Below are 18,298 nucleotides of genomic sequence, written 5' to 3'. Positions count from 1 at the left end.
TCGTGCTGCGCCCCATCAGGGCCCGCGACCAGCGCGAGTGGCAGGAGGTGAGCCGCCGCAACCGGGACTGGCTGCGCCGCTGGGAGGCCACCGTGCCGCCCGGCCCGGCCGGCCGGGCGGCGGGCCCGAGGCCGACGTACCGGCAGATGGTCCGCTTCCTGCGCGGCGAGGCCTCGGCGGGCCGGATGCTGCCCTTCGTCGTGCTCCACAAGGGGCAGCTGGTCGGCCAGCTGACCGTCGGCGGGATCACCTGGGGATCGATGTGCTCGGCGAACATCGGGTACTGGGTGGACGAGGGGGTGGCCGGCCGGGGCATCATCCCGACCGCCGTGGCGCTCTCGGTGAACCACTGCTTCCGTACGCTCGGACTGCACCGGATCGAGGTCTGCATCCGTCCGGAGAACCGCCCGAGCCGGCGGGTGGTGGAAAAGCTCGGCTTCCGTTCGGAGGGAATCCGTCCGCGCTATCTGCACATCGACGGCGACTGGCGCGACCACCTCGTCTACGCGTTGACCGACGAGGAGGTCCCGGAGGGGATGCTGGAGCGCTGGCGGGCGCTCAGTTCCGGGTGCGAGCCACGTAATTGAATATATGTTCGAAAGAAATATCGATATGGCATCGGCAGGGCACCGGACCCCCACAAATAGCGGCAAAATAGTCGGAGAATCAGCTTGATCACACGACACGCCGCACCAAATTGCTGCCAGGCCTTCCCGTGCGCCCGTACGGTGTGAATCGTGAGCAGTAGCGGCCTTATCTACGCCGTCATCGTAGGGGCCTGGGCCGCCTATCTGGTGCCGATGTGGCTCCGCAGGCAGGACGAACTCAACGAGGCGCGCCCGACGGAACGCTTCAGCACCGCCATCCGCCTGCTGGCCGGGCGTTCGGGGCTGGAGCGGCGGGCAGCCCGGGCCCTGGGCGACGAACCGCGTGACGACGAGCAGAACGACGACGGTCCTCCCGAACGGGACGGGGCCGCCTCAGGCGACCCCGCGCGGGAGCCCGAACCCCCGGCACAGCGCCCGGCCGAGCGGCCGGCCCCCGCCCCGAGGGCCGGCATCGACCGCCGGGCGAGACTGCTGGCCCGGCGGCGCCGGATGGTCACCGCCCTCTTCTTCTCCTTCGCGCTCGGCGCGGTGGTCGCCGCGGTGGCCGGGCTGACCTTCCTCTGGGTCCCGGCGGTCCCCGCGGTCCTCCTCACCTTCTACATCGGCCACCTGCGCAAGCTGGAGCGCCAGCGGTACGAGGTGAAGCTCGACCGGGTCCGGGCGGCGCAGGCGGCCGAGCGGCTGCGCAAGCGCGAGCAGCAGCGGGCCGAAGCTCCGGCGCCCGACGGCGCCCCCGCCGAGGCCCCTGCCGCCGCCGCGGAGCCCGTCCGGGCCGCGCCCGCCGGGAAGCGGTCCGCGCGCCGTCCGCACCTGCGGCTGGCCGCCGACCCCGAGCAGGTCACCGTCTCGGTGTCCTCGGTGTCCTCGGTGTCCTCGGCGTCCGCGGTGGCCGAGGCGACCGAGCACGAGGAGTGGGTCGACGGCATGCGTGAACGCGGTGCGGCCGGCCCGGACTCCTGGGAGCCGGTGCCCGTCCCGCTGCCGACCTACGTGACCGCTCCGGTCGCCCCCCGGGTCTCCCGCGGCCTCGACCTGTCGGCTCCCGGCACCTGGACCGCGGGCCGCCCCGCCGAGTCCCGCAAGACCCCGCTGTTCGACCAGTACGCCGAGCCGCAGGCTCCCGAGTCGCGCCCGCGCGCGGCCAACGAATGAGGGCCGGCCACCCCCCGACCAGCAGTGCGGTCGGGGGGTGGTCACGGACCACCTTCGAAAGGTGCTAGAGTTTCTTCTCGTTGGGGCTGTGGCGCAGTCCGGTAGCGCACCTCGTTCGCATCGAGGGGGTCAGGGGTTCGAATCCCCTCAGCTCCACCCAACAGGCCGGCTCAGCCGGTCGACGAAATCCCCCCGGGAGGCAACTCCCGGGGGGATTTCGCGTTTTGGGATCCGGGCCGGGCGGCTGGGGCGATTCCGGGGTGGTCGCGGGTGGCCGCGGCCGGCTGTGGGGGAGATCACACCACCCTTCCGGGTTCGATTCTGACGCCGTTTGGGCTCCAGGGGCGCCGGTCGCGGCGGGCGGGCCCGGAGGCTGGCGAGGAGACGATCCGGTCCATCTCGACGGGGTGCCAGCGCGGTGCGCGAGTTCGGTCTGAAGCGGTGGGCCCGGCGGTCGGGCCCGGAGGGGTCCGGCGGCGCCGCGGGAGCCGGCGGGCCGGGTTCCCGGATCCTCCCCGCCGTCTGCGTGGCGGCCGTGTCACTGGCGGTGTTCGCCTGGTTCCGGCACACCCTCGGGGCCACCATGGTCGACATGCTGGTCTACCGGGCCGAGGGCGGGGCCGTCGTCCGCGGCGAGGACCTGTACGCGATGCGGCTGCCCGGCTGGGACCTGCCGGCCACCTACCCGCCGTTCGCCGCGCTGCTCTTCGTGCCGAGCACCTGGTTCGACGTGAGCACCCTGCGCGTCCTGGTGATGCTCCTGAACTACGCGCTGCTCGCGACGGCCGTCCACCTGTCGCTCGAACTGGCCGGCCGGCCGGGGCGGCACCGCGCGGCCGTGGTGGTCCTGGCGACCGGCCTCGGCATCTGGCTGGAGCCGGTCTTCACCACCTTCCGGTACGGCCAGGTCAACCTCGGCATCCTCTGCCTGGTCCTGTGGGACCTGACCCGCCCGGACCGCGACCGCCGCAAGGGCCTGGGCATCGGCCTGGCCGCCGCCGTCAAGATCACCCCCGGCCTGTTCGCCGTCTACCTGCTCCTGACCGGCCGGGTCCGGGCCGCCCTGGTCTCGGCCGGCGCCTTCCTGGCGGCCGGCCTGACCGGCTGGGCCGTGCTGCCGGACGCCTCGTACGGGTTCTGGACCGGCTACCTCTGGGACCCGGGCCGGGTCGGCTCGCCCGTCCTGGTGGACAACCAGTCGCTGCGCGGAGCCGTCTGCCGGCTGCTCGACGCCGGTGACCCCGGGCTGGTCGGGCTCGTCGCCCCGGCGCTGGCCGGGACGCTCGGGCTCGGGGTGGCGGTGACGGCCGGGCGTTCGGCGCGGGTGCTGTGCAGGGCCGACGCCTGGGGGGCGGTCTGCGCCGCGCTCACCGCGCTGCTGGTCTCGCCGATCAGCTGGACCCACCACTGGGTCTGGTGCGTCCCGCTCATCGCCCTGCTGGCGTCGGAGGCCGGGAGCAGGGTCCGCCAGGTGCTGTTCGGCCTGACCGTGCTGGTGTTCCTCTCCCACGCCATGTGGAGGGTGCCGTTCTCCATGCGGTGGGGCCGCGGGGTCGCCTGGTACTGGCAGCTGCCCGGCGCGGTCTACCCGTCGATCGCGATCGCCGTCCTGGCCGTCCTGGGCGTGCGGCTGTACCGGGCCCGGCGGCAGGCCGTGGACGGCACCGGCACCGGCGGCGGGGCCGGGGCGCCGGTGGCCGCCGGGCCGGAGCCGGGTGGGTCCGGACATGCGGGAGGGCCGGCCGGAACGACGTCCGGCCGGCCCTCCCGGGTGCCTCAGGGGCGGTCCGAGCCCGTGTAGCTGCCGCTCTGGTGGGCGCCCTGGGCCGGGACGGCGCCGTAGCGGCCCGGCCGCTGCCCGCGCGGGTGGCGGGTCAGGTTGTAGCCGAGGACGCCGGCCAGCGCGGCCAGGAAGCCGCCGCCGATCGTCCAGTACCAGCGGCTGTTCCAGCCGGAGAACCAGCCGGTGTACCAGTGCTCCTCCGGCGCCACCGGGGCGGCCGCCTTGGCGGTGCTCGCCCCGCCGCCGGCCGGCGGGACCAGCGGGGCCTTCAGCTCCCCGCCCTCGGGCTGGGCGTTGTCGGCGTCGCCCTTGGCCGTGACGTGCAGCCGGACCGAGGAGGCCAGACCGAGGTCGGGCTGCGGGACGTCGTTGACCGACAGCCGCACGTAGTAGGTGCCGGGCAGCGGGTCGCCGGACCACGGCTCGGCCCAGGTGCGGACCTCGCGCAGGGTGCAGTTCAGCGCCAGGGTGCCGGCGCTCTGGTCGGCGGTGGCGTTCTGGGTGCCCGCCGTGCACGACTGGCGGCGGCGCAGCCCGTCGAAGACCTCGACGGACCAGGTCTGCGGGCCGTGCCGGTCGGCGGCCGGGGCCAGGTTGACGGTCAGGCCGACCGTCGGGGTCTGGCCCTCGGAGGCGCCGAACGCCCAGTACAGGTAGTCACCGGTGGAGACGGAGACGTTGGCGTCCTGGCCGGGGGACAGGTTGACCGCGGTCAGGAAGGAGGTGCCGGCCTTGGTCGCCGGGGCCGGGGTGCCGCTCGTGCCGGCCGTGGGGGACGGCGAGGCGGCCGAGGCGGCCGGCGTGCCCAGGGCGAGCGCGGGCAGCAGGGCGAGGGCGGCGAGGGCGCCGCGAAGCGTCGTACGCATGGTCAGTTCTCCCGCCAGACGCTGATCCGCCAGCGTGCGATCCAGCCGAAGAGCAGGCCGAAGGCCAGACCGGCCAGGGTGAGGGTGAGCAGCAGGATCCAGCCGCGGCCCAGGCCCATCGCGGCGCCCTCGGGCGCGGGCGAGGCGGAGGCCAGGTCGACGGTCAGCTCCAGCGGCAGGCCGGGGTCGGCCTGGACGCCGGCCTGCGGGGCCAGCGAGTTGCTGACGACCAGGCAGACGGTGGTCTCCGGCTTCTCCTTGGAGTCCTTCGAGGCGGTGGGGCTCGCGGTGACGTAGCCCTTGGAGTCGTCGGTGGACCAGCGCAGGCCGGTGGAGGCCACGTCGGTGCGGCCGCTGCCGGCGTCGGTGCCGCGGACCAGTTCCTGCCCGGTCGCGCTGGTGGCCTGGAGCAGCACTCCGTAGTCCCTGGCCACCGGCCGGTCGAGGGCGACGCTGACGGAGGCGCGCAGCTCCTGGCCGGACTTGACCGGGACCTTGTAGACGCGGTGCTCGGAGAACTTCTCGCGGTCGGTGTAGACGCCGGGGGCGAGCACGGGGGCGTTCTCGCACTTGTCGGTGCCGGCGGTCTTGACCGGGGCCACCGTGTAGGTGTCGTTGGAGCGGTCGACCAGCTGCTTCACCTTGTCGGTGAGCTGCTCCTGGGTGCGCACGTCGGTGTAGGTGCCGCCGGTCGCGTTGGCGATGCAGAGCAGCTGCTGGCGGGTCTTGTCGTCGTGGGCCAGGCCCAGGGTGTCGACCACCAGGTGGATGCCCTGGGAGGCGAGCTCGCGGGCGACGTCACAGGGGTCGGGCGGGGTGCAGGTGTCCTCGCCGTCGGTGATCAGCACCACCCGGCGGGTGGTCTCGCCCTTGCCGAGGTCCTGGGCGGCGCCGCGCAGGGCCAGGCCGATCGGGGTGAAGCCGGTGGGCCGCAGGGTGGCGACGGCGGTCTTGGCCTCGACCTTGTCGGTCTTGCCGACCGGGTAGAGCTGCCTGGTGTCCAGGCAGCCCTGGGCCTTGTCGTTGCCGGGGTAGGTCGCGCCGAGGGTGCGGATGCCGAACTCGGTCTCCGCGGGCAGCGCGTCGATCACCTCGTTCAGCGACTGCTGGGCCACCGAGATGCGGCTCTTGCCCTGGATGTCGGCCTCGCGCATGGAGCCGCTGACGTCCAGGACGAGATCGACCCGGGGGGCCTCCCTGGGCGCGGTGGCGGCGCCGGCTGATGGTTCGTCGGCGTGGGCGGGCAGGCCGAGGAGCAGCGAGGCTCCCGTTATCGCCAGTGCCGCCAGCAGGCTGCCGAGCCTGGTCTGTGGTCGTCGTCCGGTAGTCACCCGCCGATCCTAGGGATCATCAGTTCGCCGTGGCGAAACGAGCCCGGATCGTGCCTCGACCCGCTCGGGCGTGAACTCCGGCGCGTGAAGGGGGAGTCGATGCTCACGCCGGTCCTACCCGGGCTGGATAGCCTGCTGTGGGCAACGGGCCGGAGCGGGGGCGTGATGGAGCTGACAGCGGTCGGGAAACGGTACGGGCGGGGCGGGCCCTGGATCCTGCGCGGGGTCGACCTGGCCGTCGGGCCGGGTGAGTTGGTGCGGATCGCCGGGCGGAACGGGAGCGGCAAGTCGACGCTGCTGCGGCTGGCCGCCGGGATCGAGCGGCCGAGCACGGGCCGGGTGGTGCGGCCGGGAGCGACGGCGTACGTGCCCGAGCGCTTCCCTCCGGCGCTGCCGTTCGACGCCGCCTCCTACCTGCTGCGGGTGGGCCGGGTGCACGGGCTGTCGGCGGAGCGGGCCCGGCAGCGGGCGGGGGAGTGGCTGGACCGGTTCGGCATCGCGGACCGGGCGGGCACGCCGCTGAGCCGGCTGTCGAAGGGCACCTGCCAGAAGGTCGCGGTCGCCCAGGCGCTGCTTCCCGAGGCGCGGGTGCTGCTGCTGGACGAGGCCTGGACCGGGCTGGACCCGGAGGCCAGGGCGGTGCTGGACGAGGCGGCCGCCGAGCGGGCGGCGGCGGGCGGCACGGTGCTGTTCGTCGATCACGACCCGGCCCGGCTGGCCGGGCTGACCAGCGCCGCCTACCTGGTCGGCACGGACGGCGCGGTGCGGGCCGTCGAGGCGCGGGCGGCGGAGCCGGTGCGGGACGGCGGACCGGTGATGGCGGTCGAGGTGGACGTCCCCGACGGTGCCCCGCTGTCCGCGCCGCTGCCGGGGGCGCCGGAGGTCACCGCGCTGGCCGGGACGGCGGTGCGGCTGGTGGTGCCGGCCGCGCACTCGGACGCGTTGCTGCGCCGGCTGCTGCTGGGCCGCCCGGCCGTCCGGGTGCTGGCGGTGCGCCGGCTCGGGGAGGGGGAGCGGTGACGGCGCGGATCGGCGCGCTGACCCGGTACCACCTGGAGCTCCTGCTGCGCTCGCACGCCTGGCTGCCGCCGTTCCTGGCGTACGCGCTGCTGATGGTGGTCGGGGTGGCGGCGGGCGACCCGCTGCTGGGCAGCCTCGGCCTCGGTGCGGGGGCGCTGCTGCCGGTGAGTGCCTGGTACGTGCGCGGTGTGCTGGGTGCGGAGCCGCCGGCCTCGCGGGCCTGTCTGGTGGCGGCGGCGGGCCCGGTCCGGGTGCACCTGGGCGCGCTGCTGGCGGCGCTGACGGCGTCGCTGGTGCCGGCGGTCGGTCAGGTGGCGGTGGTGTGGTGGACCAGCGGGGCGGTGGCCGACCCGGGGGCGCCGCGGCACCCGGAGGCCTGGTCGGCGGTGCTCGCCGGGCTGACGGCCTCGGTGGTCTGCGCGCTGCTGGGGGTGCTGGCCGGGGCGCTGGCGAACCGTCCGGTGCCGGTCCGTCCGCAGTACGGCATCCCCGCGACGCTGGCGCTGGCCACGCTGCTGGTGGTGGTGCCGGCCTCGCCGGCCAACGCGGCGGTGAGCGGCCTGGTGTCGGCGGCCAGGACGGGCCGGATCGCCGTGCCGTGGACGAGCCTGCTGCTCGCCGTCGTCCTGCTGGCCGCGGCCGGTGCCGGGGTGGCGGTGCTGGCCGGGCGGCGGCCGGAGTGACGGTCCGGCAGGAGTCGGCGGGAGCGGCCGATTCCGGCAATGGCGGACACACCGCAGCGAAGAGTCGATACATATGCATAGCACTCGTTAGGGTGACGAATCAGGCCACCGGTGCCACCGCCTCGGCGGCCGGACCCGGCCGGCCTGTCCGACACCCTGGAAGGACCCCGCAGTGAGCAACCTCTTCGCGATCGCCTACCCGGACCTCGCCACCGCCCAGGCGGTGCGCGACGAAGCGGTCGGGCTGCAGAAGCAGAAGCTGATCGAGCTGGAGGACGCGGTCGTCGTCGAGCGTCGCCCGGACGGCAGGATCAAGCTGCACCAGCAGGTCAGCACCACCGGTGCGGGCGCCGCGAGCGGGGCGCTCTGGGGCGGGGTCATCGGCCTGCTCTTCTTCATGCCCCTGGTGGGCGCGGCGGTCGGCGGCGCCACCGGGGCGGCGATCGGCGCCTCCACCGACATCGGGGTGGACGACGACTTCATGCGCCAGGTGGGCGAGCACCTCCAGCCGGGTACCGCCGCCGTCTTCCTGCTGGTGCGCAAGGCGACCGCCGACAAGGTCGTCCCGGCGCTGGCCCGCCACGGGGGCCGGATCATCCAGACCTCGCTCTCGGCCGAGGCCGAGGCCGAACTGAAGGCGACCGTCGACGCCTCCCGCGCCCAGACCGCCGTCTGACCCGCTCCGCCTGACCGCCGCTCCCGTCGGGGCGGACCGGCCCCCGTCGCCCGGTCCGCCCCGACCGGCATCCCCCGGCCGGCGGCGCCGGGCCCTTCGCTCCCCCAGGACGGTCCGTGGCGACACCCTCCACCGCGCCGAGATCCGCCGCCGGGCCGCGCCGGCCGGTGCCGACCAGGCACACCACCGAGCTGGTGCTGGTGGTCGCCGCCGTCCTGACCGCCGTGTTCGGCTACGTCGAGGTCGGCGTCAACCTGGACGGCCGCGTCCCGGCCGACGCGGCCGAGTACGGCGCGGCGCTCGGGGTGCTCGCCCTGGCGGCGCACGCCGTCGTCCGGTGGCGGGCCGGGTTCGCGGACCCGCTGCTGCTGCCGATCGCGGTGCTGCTGAACGGGATCGGGCTGGTGGTGATCTACCGGCTCGACCGGGCCACCCCGGGGCGGGGCGCCGCCTCCACCCAGCTGCTCTGGTCGGCCCTGGGGGTCGCGCTGTTCATCGCGGTGGTGCTGCTGGTGCGGGACCACCGGCGGTTGCGGCGCTACGCCTACAGCGGGGCGCTGGTGGCGCTGGTGCTGCTGGTGCTGCCGATCTTCTTCCCGCCGGTGTACGGCTCCCGGATCTGGATCGTGGCCGGGCCGTTCTCCTTCCAGCCGGGGGAGTTCGCCAAGATCCTGCTGGCCGTCTTCTTCGCGGCCTACCTGGCGGTGCACCGGGACGCGCTGGCGCTGACCGGCCGCCGGGTCTGGCGCTGGCAGTTGCCGCGCGGGCGGGTGCTGGGGCCCGTGCTGCTGATCTGGGCGGCGTTCGTCGGCGTCCTGGTGCTGGAGACGGACCTCGGCACCTCGCTGCTCTTCTTCGGCCTGTTCGTGGTGATGCTCTACGTGGCCACCGCGCGCACCGGCTGGATCGCGATCGGGCTGGGCCTGGCCGCGGTCGGGGCGGTGACGGTGGGGTGGCTCTCGCCGCACGTGCACAGCCGGGTCGCGGACTGGCTGGACCCGCTGGGCTCGATCGCGGCGGGGAAGGGCGCCAACCAGATCGCCCAGTCGCTGTTCGCGTTCGCCTGGGGCGGCGAGCTGGGCACCGGGCTCGGCAACGGGCACTCGGTGCTGATCGGCTTCGCCGCCAAGTCGGACTTCATCCTGGCCACCATCGGCGAGGAGCTCGGGCTGGCCGGGCTGATCGCGGTGTTCCTGTTGTACGCGGCGCTGGTCTCGCGGGGCTTCAGGACGGGCATCGCGCTGCGTGACCCGTTCGGCCGGCTGCTGGCGATCGGGCTGGCCGCGATCGTCGGCCTCCAGGTGTTCGTGGTGGCGGGCGGGGTGCTCGCGCTGATCCCGCTGACCGGGATGACCATGCCGTTCATCGCCCAGGGCGGCTCCTCGGTGGTCACCAACTGGATCATCGTCGCGCTGCTGGTGAGGATGAGCGACATCGCGCGCAGGCCCGTGCCGGGGGAGGCCTGATGGCGCGCACCAGGCCCGGGGGCAACGGCCCGCAGGGGCTGCCCGGCATCTCGGTCACCGGGCGCCGGGCGGGCACCTTCTGCCTGCTGCTGGTCGCGGCGCTGTGCGCGCAGGCCACCAGGGTGCAGGTGTTCCAGGCGAGGGACCTCGGCCGCAACAGCGCCAACCAGCGGCTGACCATCGAGCGGTACGCCCAGCCGCGCGGCGACATCGTGGTCGGTACGGAACCGGTCACCGGCTCCGAGCCGACCGGCGGCCGGTACGCGTACAAGCGCCGCTACTCCGACGGCCCGACGTACGCGGCGGTCACCGGCTTCGCCTCGCAGGCGTACGGCACCACCCAGCTGGAGGGGACCGAGGACGAGCTGCTGACCGGCACCGACGGCCGGCTGGCGGGCTGGTCGGTCTGGGACGCGGTCGCCCGCCGGCAGAACCCCGGCGGGGACGTGTACACCACGCTGGACCGGGCCGCCCAGGAGGCCGCGATGAGCGGGCTCGGCAGCCAGAAGGGCGCGGTCGCCGCGATCGAGCCGGCCACCGGGCGGATCCTGGCGCTGGCCAGTACGCCCTCCTACGACCCGGGCGCCTTCGCCGGGCACGGCGCCGCCGACCAGGAGGCCTGGAACCGCCTCCAGGCCGACGCCGACGAGCCGATGCTCAACCGGGCGCTGCGCCAGACCTACCCGCCGGGCTCGACCTTCAAGGTGGTCACCGCCGCGGCGGCGCTGGCCGGCGGGGTGGTCACCGACCTCGACGCGCCGACCGGGGCGCCCTTCCCGTACGTGCTGCCGGGGACGACCACGCCGCTGGTCAACGACACCTCGTCCTGCGACCGGGCGGGCCTGTCGCTGGCCGCCGCGATGACCGCCAGCTGCAACAGCGTGCTGGGCTACCTGGGGGTGCGGACCGGGTCGGACCGGATGGCGGAGACGGCCGGGAACTTCGGCTTCAACGACGCGAAGCTGGACGTCCCGGTGCGCGCGGCCCGGTCGAACTTCGACACCCGGACGGACGACTCGCAGCTGGCGCTCTCCTCGATCGGGCAGTTCGACACGGCGGCCACCCCGCTGGTGATGGCGATGGTCGCGGCCGGGATCGCCAACGACGGGACGGTCATGCGTCCCCAGCTCGTGGACCGGCTGACCAGGAGCGACGGCACCACCGTGCAGCTGATGAAGCCGTCCGTGTACCGGCGGGCGACGACCCCGGCGGTGGCCGGACAGGTGCGGAAGCTGATGACCGACGTGGTGGAGAACGGCACCGGCGGCAACGCCAGGATCGCCGGGGCCGTGGTCGGCGGCAAGACCGGGACGGCCCAGCACGGGGTGGACAACAGCGGGACGCCGTACGCCTGGTTCATCTCCTGGGCGGCGCCGGCCGGCTCGGCCGCGGTGCCGCCCGTCGCGGTGGCCGTGGTGGTCGCGGACAGTGACGCCACGGACGTCACGGGTGGCGCGCTGGCCGCGCCGATCGCCCGGTCGGTGATGCGGGCGGTGCTCGGCGGATGACCTCCACCGGCGGGCTGAGCTGCTGCTTTAACGTCCTGGAGGTGAATATGCCGTCTACGAAGTGTCCGGTATGTACATCGATATGCGCCAATTCGGACAATGCGCCGGTTGGGACTGTTCGTTTGCGACACTGGTGTTTTCGCGGGGTACTGTCCCATGTTTGTTCGGTTGGTCCCCGATGACACCCCCTGGCACGTCGGGTGACCGAATGCCAGGACACCCTCCCCGCCCAGAAGGACCGCAGTTTTGGCCAGCAACACCATCGGTGCGCGTCTGCTGCGACGCAAGCCCGTCTCGACACTGATCGCGGAATCCGAAGGCAGGGACGCCCTCCCGGCCGGTGCGCCCGAGGAGGGCGGGCGCTCCGGCATCCACCTGCGCCGCTCGATCGGCCTGTGGCAGCTCTCCTCGATCGGCATCGGCGCCACCATCGGCACCGGCATCTTCTTCGTGCTGAACACCGCGGTGCCCTCGGCCGGCCCGGCCGTCATCCTGTCCTTCGTGATCGCCGCGGTCACCGCGGGCCTCACCGCGCTCTGCTACGCCGAGATGGCCTCCGCGATCCCGGTCTCCGGCTCCTCGTACTCCTACGCCTACGCCACCCTCGGCGAGGGCGTCGCCTTCGGCGTCGGCATCTGCCTGCTGATGGAGTACGGCGTCTCCGCCTCCGCGATCGCGGTCAGCTGGGCCGAGTACCTGAACAAGTTCCTCGACCTGGCCTTCGGGGTCAGCATCCCCGAGCAGCTGTCCGGCGCGCCGGACGCCACCCACTGGTTCAACCTGCCGGCCCTGCTGCTGGTCCTCATGGTCTGCGTCCTGCTGGTCCGCGGCGTGAGCGAGTCGGTGAAGGTCAACGCGGCCATGGTCGCGACCAAGATCGTGATCCTGCTGCTGTTCATCGGCATCGCGCTCACCGGCTTCCAGTCCGGCAACCTGACCCCGTTCATGCCGCTCGGCATCGGCGGCGTGCAGGTCGCCGCGTCCAGCATCTTCTTCTCGTTCATCGGCCTGGACGCGGTGTCCACCGCCGGCGAGGAGGTCAAGAACCCGCGCCGCACGCTGCCGCTGGCGATCATCATCTCGCTGGTCGTGGTGACCCTGCTCTACATCCTGGTCGCGCTCGCCGGGGTCGGCGCCCAGCCCTGGCAGAAGTTCGACGGCCAGGAGGCCGGCCTCGCCCAGATCCTCCAGAACATCACCGGCCAGAGCTGGCCCGCGATGCTCTTCGCGATCGGCGCGGTCCTCTCGATCTTCAGCGTCACCCTCGTGGTGATCTACGGCCAGACCCGCATCCTGTACTCGATGGGCCGCGACGGCATGCTGCCCAAGCGCTTCGCCGAGCTCTCCCCGCGCACCGGCACCCCGGTCTGGAACACCATCGTGGTCGGCCTCGGCGTGGGCGCGCTGGCCGCGTTCATCCCGCTGCGGGTCCTGGCCGACATCACCAGCCTCGGAACGCTCATCGCCTTCTCGGTGGTCTCCGTCGGCGTGATCGTGCTGCGCCGCACCCAGCCCGACCTGCCGCGCGGCTTCAGGGTGCCCGGCTACCCGGTCGTCCCGCTGCTCAGCATCGGCTTCTGCGTCTACCTGATCACCGGCCTGCACGCCGACACCTTCCGGGCCGGCGCGATCGCCCTCGTCGTCGCCGTGGTGGTCTACTTCGGGTACAGCATGAAGCACTCCCGGCTGGGGCAGACCGAGCGGCAGGCGGTGCCCGCGGACGGCTCCGACCGCACCGCCGACTGACCGGCAGACGAATCCCACGTGAAGGGCCGCCGACCGCCACGACACCCGGCGGCCCTTTTCGCGCCATCGCCGGACCGGTGTCCGAGACCATGGCGACAGCGCCCCGCCCCCGCCCATAACCTTCCACCATGGTGAGCACCCGCACGCCCGGCTACCTCCGCCCGCGCGGCCGCTTCACCGGCCGGGGCAGAACACCGGCCCAGACCCCCGCGACCGAGGCGTCCTCCGGACCCGGGCGGCGGCCGCGCGGCTTCTCCGTGCAGCCCTTCCCCCGGCAGCGCGGCGAGAGCACGTTTCCGCCCACGCCCGACCGGCTGAGTGCCGCCGGACTCGCCCGGCTCGCCTCGATGCGGACCGTCCACCTGCTCGGCTGCCTGGTCGCGGCCGGCTGGGCCGCCGCCTTCCCGCTCGTCTCCGACCTGCCCAACCAGCGGCAGTGGGGCCTGATCGCGGCCCCCGCCTACGCCCTGGCCGGACTGCTCTGCGTGACCCTGCCGCGGCGCTTCGCGGCCCGTGCCGCCGCCGGGGTCGCCCTGGCCGGCGCCGTGCTGGCCCCGCTCGGACTGCTCGCCCTGACCGGCCGCCACCAGTCCGAGGTCATGGTGGTCGAGCGCTCGGCCCACCTGCTGCTCACCACCGGCACCCCGTACCTGCCGCACCCGGTGGTGGTCACCGACTACAACCCGTACCTGCCGGCGATGTCCTTGTTCGGGATGCCGCGCCAGCTGCTCGGCGACTCCACCGCCTTCGCGCGGGTCGCCGGGGACGCCAGGATCTGGTTCGCGCTGACCTTCTTCGCCTGCCTGCTGGCCGCCTGGCGGCTGCTGCGGCCCGCCCGACCCGGCAGCGGCGACCCGCGCGCGCCGCTGCTGCCGCTGGCCGTCCTCACCGCCTCGCCGCTGATCGCGCTGGCCCTGGCGGTCGGCGGGGTGGACCTGCCGCTGATCGGGGTCTGCTGCCTGGCCATGGCGCTCGCCGAGCGGGACCGTACGGTCGGCGCCGGACTGGTGCTCGCCCTCGCCTGCACCCTGAAGTGGACGGCCTGGCCCGCGCTGCCGGTGGCCGTCCTGCTGCTCTGGCGGCTGTACGGCCGCCGGCCCGCCGCCAGGACCGCGCTGATCGGCGCCGGTGTGAGCACCGTCGTGATCCTGCCCTCCGCGCTGGCCCATGCGGGCGCGCTGCGCGAGCAGGTGGTGCGCTTCCCGCTCGGGATGACCGCGATCCGCACCCCGGCGGGCAGCCCGCTGCCCGGCAAGGTGCTGGCCGGCGTCGGGCCGACCGGGCACGCGATCTCGCTCGCGCTGATGACCGTGGCCCTGGTCGGGGTGGCGATCTGGCTGCTGGCCCGGCCGCCGGTCTCCGCGATCGGCGCGGCCGACCTGCTGGCCGCCGGACTCGCGATCGCCTTCATGCTCGCCCCGGCCGGGCGGTTCGGGTACCTGGCCCTGCCGGTGGTGCTGGTGATCTGGCCCCGGCTGGCGGCCGGACGCTGGAGCAGTCGGCGCCCCGCCCCGCCGGACCGGGTGCGGGGGAGACCGCAGCCCGCCGTGCCGAGGGCCTGAGGGCCCGAGGGTCCGAGGGCCGAGCGGGAAAGGCCGGGGCCCGCCCGGCCGAGGGGCCGGGCGGGCCGGGAGGAGCCGTGGCTCCGGGGCTCAGCGGCCGCCGGCGGCCTTCAGGATGGAGGCGACGGCCGGGCCGGCCGCGTCCACGCCGTGGCCACCGCCCTGCACCTCGGAGGCCACCGCGAGGTTGCCGCGGTAGGCGGTGAACCAGCTGTTGGTGACGTCGACCCCGGCGACCTCGGCGGAGCCGGTCTTGGCGCCCGCGTTGTCGGTGATCCCGGCCATCACGCCCTGGGCGGTGCCGCCGGTGGCGGTGGCCGCCATCATCGCCTTCAGCTTGCCGGCCACGTCCGGGGAGAGCGGGCGGGCGGCCTTCTGCTGCGGCAGGTCGGCGACCAGGATCGGCTGCTTGAACTCGCCGTTCTGCACGGTGGCGGTGACCGAGGCGATGGCCAGCGGGTTCATCTGGACCTTGCCCTGGCCGATGTAGTTCATCGCCTGCTCGTCCTTGCTGCCCGGCGTCGCCGGCACCTTGCCGTCGGCGTTCGGCAGGCCGGTCTTCCACTCCAGGCCGATGCCGAACACGTCCTTGGCGATGCCGGACAGCGACTCGGGCTTGAGGCTGGTCAGACCCTGGTTGATGAAGGCCGTGTTGCAGGACATCATGAAGTCCTGCTGGAGCGTGTTGTTCGGGAAGGCACCCGGGAACGAGTTCGGGATCGGGTGCGCGTTGCTGCTCTTCTCCGGACAGGCCACCACGGTGTCCGGGTTGACCCCGGCCTCCAGCAGTGCCGCCGAGGTGACGATCTTCATCGTCGAGCCCGGCGCGAGCAGCCCGGTGAAGGCCCGGTTCTGGCCGTTGGCCGGCGAGTTGGCGAAGGCCAGCACCTGCCCGGTGCTCGGCTCGATCGCGACGACGGAGCCGGGCTTGCCGCCCAGGTCGGTCATCGCCTTCTCGGCGGCGGCCTGGAGGGTGTTGTCGATGGTCAGCTTGAACGGCTTGCCGGGCTTCGGCTCGACGATGGTGAACAGCTTGTCCTGGGCGCCCTTGCCGGCCGGGTCGGAGATCACCACGGCGCTGCCCGCGTCCTGGTCCTTGTTCGGGTCCGGCGGCAGCAGCTTGTTGGCGTTGTCCTGGAGGGTGCTCATCAGCGCGGGGGTGATCGAGGCGCCCTGGACCGCCTTGCCGTTGCGGTCGACCACGGTGGACGGCGGGGCGAAGACCGGCTGGACGGCGATGGTCTCGTTGCCGGACAGGTGGGGGTGGACCACCGACGGGGCCCAGTGCACGGCCGGGGTGTCGTCGCTCATCTTCACGATGCCCAGGAAGCCCTGGTAGTCCCAGGCCCGGCTGGTGCCCGCGAACTCGGCGCGCGCCTTGTACGACATCAGCGTGCCGGTGGGCCCGGGCGTGGCGGTGGCGGACGGCGAGTCACCGGCGCCCGGCGTGCCGCTCGCGCCCGGCGTCGCGGAGGCCCCGGCGGACGGCTTGGCGGCCGGGGCCGGGGTGCCGGTGGCGGCGGAGAAGACCTGCTGGGTGGTCGGACCGAACGGGGTGAGGGTCAGCGCGCTCGGCTTGACCTGGTCCCTGAACGCGGTGAGACCGGCGGTGGCCGCGGCCGGGTCGTCGGTCAGCGAGGCGGCCTTGGCGATGTCTCCGGCGGCCCAGGCGGTCAGGAAGTCCTTCAGACCGGCTGTCGCCTGATCGGCCGACGGGGGATCGGCGACCACCGTCCGGGGCTTCTTGCCGCCGGACCCGCCCGAGTCGCTCATCAGGCTGTACGCGCCGTAGCCGCCGCCCGCGAGGACGGCGATGGACACGCCGGTGATGATGCCGATCTTCGCGCCACTGCGCATGGTGCAGCTCCCCCAGGGGTCTCGCGGCGGGGCGCAACCGGCCGGTGCCGGAAACGCGGTACCCCCCACCCTAGGCAGCGCGGATCGGTGCGTCGGCGAATCGCCGGGGACTTGTGACGGATCTGGTACGTGTCGTGCACCGCATACGGACGATTCGCGGGAATCCGGTGTTCACCGGCCCCGGATCAGATCCAGGTGTTGAACCACATCCGGCGGCGCCAGTCCTCCAGCGGAATGGTCTGCCCGGTGAAGAGCGGGTAGAAGAACAGGAAGTTCCAGACGATCAGCAGGATCAGCAGACCGGCCGCCGTGGAGCCGATGATCCGGCGGTCCCGGGAGGCGCCGGCCGGTCCGATCAGGGCGCCGATCAGCATCGTCACCGCGAGCACCAGGAACGGGACGAAGACCACCGCGTAGAAGAGGAAGATCGTCCGCTGCTGGTAGGCGAACCAGGGCAGGTAGCCGGCCGCCAGGCCGCAGAGCAGCGCCCCGGCCCGCCAGTCCCGCCGGGCCGCCCAGCGCCACAGGCAGTAGGCCAGCGCCGCGATGCCCGTCCACCACAGCAGCGGGGTGCCGATGCCCAGCACCTCGCGGGCGCAGTCGGCGGCCGTGCAGCCGGACTGGCCGAACTTGGGGGACTCGTAGGAGAAGGACACCGGGCGGCCCAGCACCAGCCAGGACCACGGGTTGGACTGGTAGGTGTGCGGGTCGCTCAGGCCGACGTGGAAGTCGTAGACCGTCGAGTGGTAGTGCCACAGGGCGCGCAGGCCCTCGGGTATCCACGGGAAGTCGGTGGAGCGGCCGACCGCCCAGTCCCGGCCCCAGCCGCCCTGGCCGGGGGCGGTGCTGCTGGCGAACCAGCCCCACCAGGACCCGACGTAGACCGCGATCGAGACCACGACGACCGACACGAAGGCCGGCACCACGTCCCGGGCGAGCACCGCCAGGAACGGGCGCGGGGCGCCGGCCAGGCGGCGGGCGCCGACGTCCCAGAGCACGGTCAGCAGGCCGAAGGCCGCCATGACGTACAGGCCGCTCCACTTGGTGGCGCAGGTCAGCCCGATGCAGACGCCGGCCGCGATCCGGTACGGGCGCCAGCCCAGGTTCAGCCGCTGGGCCGGCCCCGGGTCCGCGATCCCGCCGAGCCGGGCGGCCAGCACCCCGCGGGTGCGGTCGCGGTCCAGCAGCAGGAAGCCGAAGGCGGCGAGGGTCCAGAACATCACCACCAGGTCGAGCAGGGCGGCCCGGCTGAGCACCAGGTGCAGGCCGTCCACCGCGAGCAGCAGGCCCGCCACGCAGCCCAGCAGGGTGGAGCGGAACATCCGGCGGGCGATCCTGGCCACCATCAGCACCGACAGGGTGCCGAGCAGGGCCACCGCGAACCGCCAGCCGAAGGGGTTCATGCCGAACAGCTGCTCGCCCGCGCCGATGATCCACTTGCCCACCGGCGGGTGCACCACGTACGAGGGCGTCGCCCGGTACGGGACGGCCGCGCCCGGCGTCATGATCGTGGCGTTGGCGTCCTCCGGCCAGCTGATCTCGTAGCCGCCGTGCCAGAGCGCGTAGGCGTCCTTGGCGTAGTACGTCTCGTCGAAGATGATCGCGTGCGGCTGCCCGAGGTCGGTGAACCGCAAGAGGCCGGCGAACACCGCCACCGCGACCGGGCCCAGCCAGCCGGCCCAGCGGCAGAGGAAGTACCACAGGCCCTGCGGCAGCGAGACGCCCAGCCGTAGCAGCAGCGGCGACTGCGGCACGTCCGGGGGCGTCGTCCGGGGGCCGTCCGGCATCGGCGGCACCAGGCGTTCGGTGAGCGTCGCGACGGGGCGGGCCGCGTAGCCGTACCGGGCCAGGCGTTCGCGCCAGCCGGCGGGCCCGGCCTGTGGCGGGCGCGGGGACGGCAGGCCGACGCCGCCGTGCGCGGAGTGGTCTGTACCAGTGGGCGTCTGCGCCGCCGTGTCGCCGTTCATCCGCCACATCGTAGGGGCGCTCCTCGCACGTGTGTCCGCTCCCTCGGAAGCTGACCGAATCGTCACCAAAAGC

At 73.8% G+C, this 18,298-nt stretch carries 14 protein-coding genes and 1 tRNA gene; 11 read left to right on the top strand and 4 right to left on the bottom strand.

What is annotated here, in order from left to right; translation table 11 throughout:
* The first annotated feature begins 2 nt into the window (after positions 1-2).
* The 4 genes from ACIQOW_RS34175 to ACIQOW_RS34160 all read left to right on the top strand — a co-directional run bounded on the left by ACIQOW_RS34175 (position 3) and on the right by ACIQOW_RS34160 (position 3,561).
* On the top strand, positions 3-587 hold the full coding sequence (locus ACIQOW_RS34175; RefSeq protein WP_401091584.1) for a GNAT family N-acetyltransferase: 585 nt from the start codon (positions 3-5) through the stop codon (positions 585-587).
* 150 nt (positions 588-737) lie between these two features.
* Positions 738-1,760: a hypothetical protein gene (locus ACIQOW_RS34170; RefSeq protein ID WP_401091582.1), complete on the top strand. Its 1,023-nt coding sequence runs from the start codon at positions 738-740 to the stop codon at positions 1,758-1,760.
* Positions 1,761-1,842: 82 nt separating this feature from the next.
* Positions 1,843-1,916: transfer RNA gene (locus ACIQOW_RS34165), tRNA-Ala, on the top strand.
* A 370-nt stretch (positions 1,917-2,286) separates the two neighbouring features.
* Positions 2,287-3,561, top strand: a complete 1,275-nt coding sequence (locus ACIQOW_RS34160; RefSeq protein ID WP_401091580.1) for a glycosyltransferase 87 family protein — start codon at positions 2,287-2,289, stop codon at positions 3,559-3,561.
* Here the strand turns inward: ACIQOW_RS34160 and ACIQOW_RS34155 are convergent.
* Together ACIQOW_RS34155 and ACIQOW_RS34150 are read right to left on the bottom strand one after the other, a co-directional pair.
* The gene (locus ACIQOW_RS34155) at positions 3,537-4,409 is read right to left on the bottom strand and encodes a peptidase (RefSeq protein ID WP_401091578.1); all 873 of its coding nucleotides are present in this window, start codon (positions 4,407-4,409) and stop codon (positions 3,537-3,539) included. The genes ACIQOW_RS34160 and ACIQOW_RS34155 overlap by 25 nt on opposite strands.
* A gap of 2 nt (positions 4,410-4,411) precedes the next feature.
* On the bottom strand, positions 4,412-5,740 hold the full coding sequence (locus ACIQOW_RS34150; RefSeq protein WP_401091576.1) for a VWA domain-containing protein: 1,329 nt from the start codon (positions 5,738-5,740) through the stop codon (positions 4,412-4,414).
* A gap of 165 nt (positions 5,741-5,905) precedes the next feature.
* Here ACIQOW_RS34150 and ACIQOW_RS34145 point away from each other — a divergent pair, with 165 nt between their 5' ends.
* The 7 genes from ACIQOW_RS34145 to ACIQOW_RS34115 all read left to right on the top strand — a co-directional run bounded on the left by ACIQOW_RS34145 (position 5,906) and on the right by ACIQOW_RS34115 (position 14,401).
* Positions 5,906-6,760, top strand: a complete 855-nt coding sequence (locus tag ACIQOW_RS34145) for an ATP-binding cassette domain-containing protein (RefSeq protein WP_401091673.1) — start codon at positions 5,906-5,908, stop codon at positions 6,758-6,760.
* Positions 6,757-7,443, top strand: a complete 687-nt coding sequence (locus tag ACIQOW_RS34140; RefSeq protein ID WP_401091574.1) for an ABC transporter — start codon at positions 6,757-6,759, stop codon at positions 7,441-7,443. The genes ACIQOW_RS34145 and ACIQOW_RS34140 overlap by 4 nt, the downstream gene beginning before the upstream one ends.
* A 172-nt stretch (positions 7,444-7,615) precedes the next feature.
* On the top strand, positions 7,616-8,119 hold the full coding sequence (locus tag ACIQOW_RS34135; protein WP_401091573.1) for a DUF1269 domain-containing protein: 504 nt from the start codon (positions 7,616-7,618) through the stop codon (positions 8,117-8,119).
* Positions 8,120-8,235: 116 nt separating this feature from the next.
* Positions 8,236-9,585 (top strand): FtsW/RodA/SpoVE family cell cycle protein, encoded by a 1,350-nt coding sequence (locus ACIQOW_RS34130; RefSeq protein ID WP_401091571.1) that lies wholly within the window; start codon positions 8,236-8,238, stop codon positions 9,583-9,585.
* A complete protein-coding gene (locus ACIQOW_RS34125) occupies positions 9,585-11,093 on the top strand; it encodes a penicillin-binding transpeptidase domain-containing protein (RefSeq protein WP_401091569.1) in 1,509 nt (502 codons plus the stop codon). Before ACIQOW_RS34130 ends, ACIQOW_RS34125 begins: the two co-directional genes overlap by 1 nt.
* 246 nt (positions 11,094-11,339) lie before the next feature.
* Positions 11,340-12,839: an amino acid permease gene (locus ACIQOW_RS34120; protein WP_401091567.1), complete on the top strand. Its 1,500-nt coding sequence runs from the start codon at positions 11,340-11,342 to the stop codon at positions 12,837-12,839.
* A 128-nt stretch (positions 12,840-12,967) separates the two neighbouring features.
* Positions 12,968-14,401: a glycosyltransferase 87 family protein gene (locus ACIQOW_RS34115; protein WP_401091565.1), complete on the top strand. Its 1,434-nt coding sequence runs from the start codon at positions 12,968-12,970 to the stop codon at positions 14,399-14,401.
* Positions 14,402-14,491: 90 nt separating this feature from the next.
* On the opposite strand, the gene ACIQOW_RS34110 is transcribed toward ACIQOW_RS34115, so the two are convergent.
* Positions 14,492-16,258 (bottom strand): penicillin-binding transpeptidase domain-containing protein, encoded by a 1,767-nt coding sequence (locus tag ACIQOW_RS34110; RefSeq protein ID WP_401091563.1) that lies wholly within the window; start codon positions 16,256-16,258, stop codon positions 14,492-14,494.
* Between the two features lie 185 nt (positions 16,259-16,443).
* Positions 16,444-18,234: a dolichyl-phosphate-mannose--protein mannosyltransferase gene (locus ACIQOW_RS34105; RefSeq protein ID WP_401091561.1), complete on the bottom strand. Its 1,791-nt coding sequence runs from the start codon at positions 18,232-18,234 to the stop codon at positions 16,444-16,446.
* Positions 18,235-18,298: the final 64 nt, after the last annotated feature.

The sequence above is a fragment of the Kitasatospora sp. NPDC091335 genome (genome assembly GCF_044757205.1).
Lineage (GTDB): Bacteria > Actinomycetota > Actinomycetes > Streptomycetales > Streptomycetaceae > Kitasatospora.
Note: the sequence above shows the minus strand (reverse complement) of the source record. Positions and strands in the feature narration are given on the sequence as shown.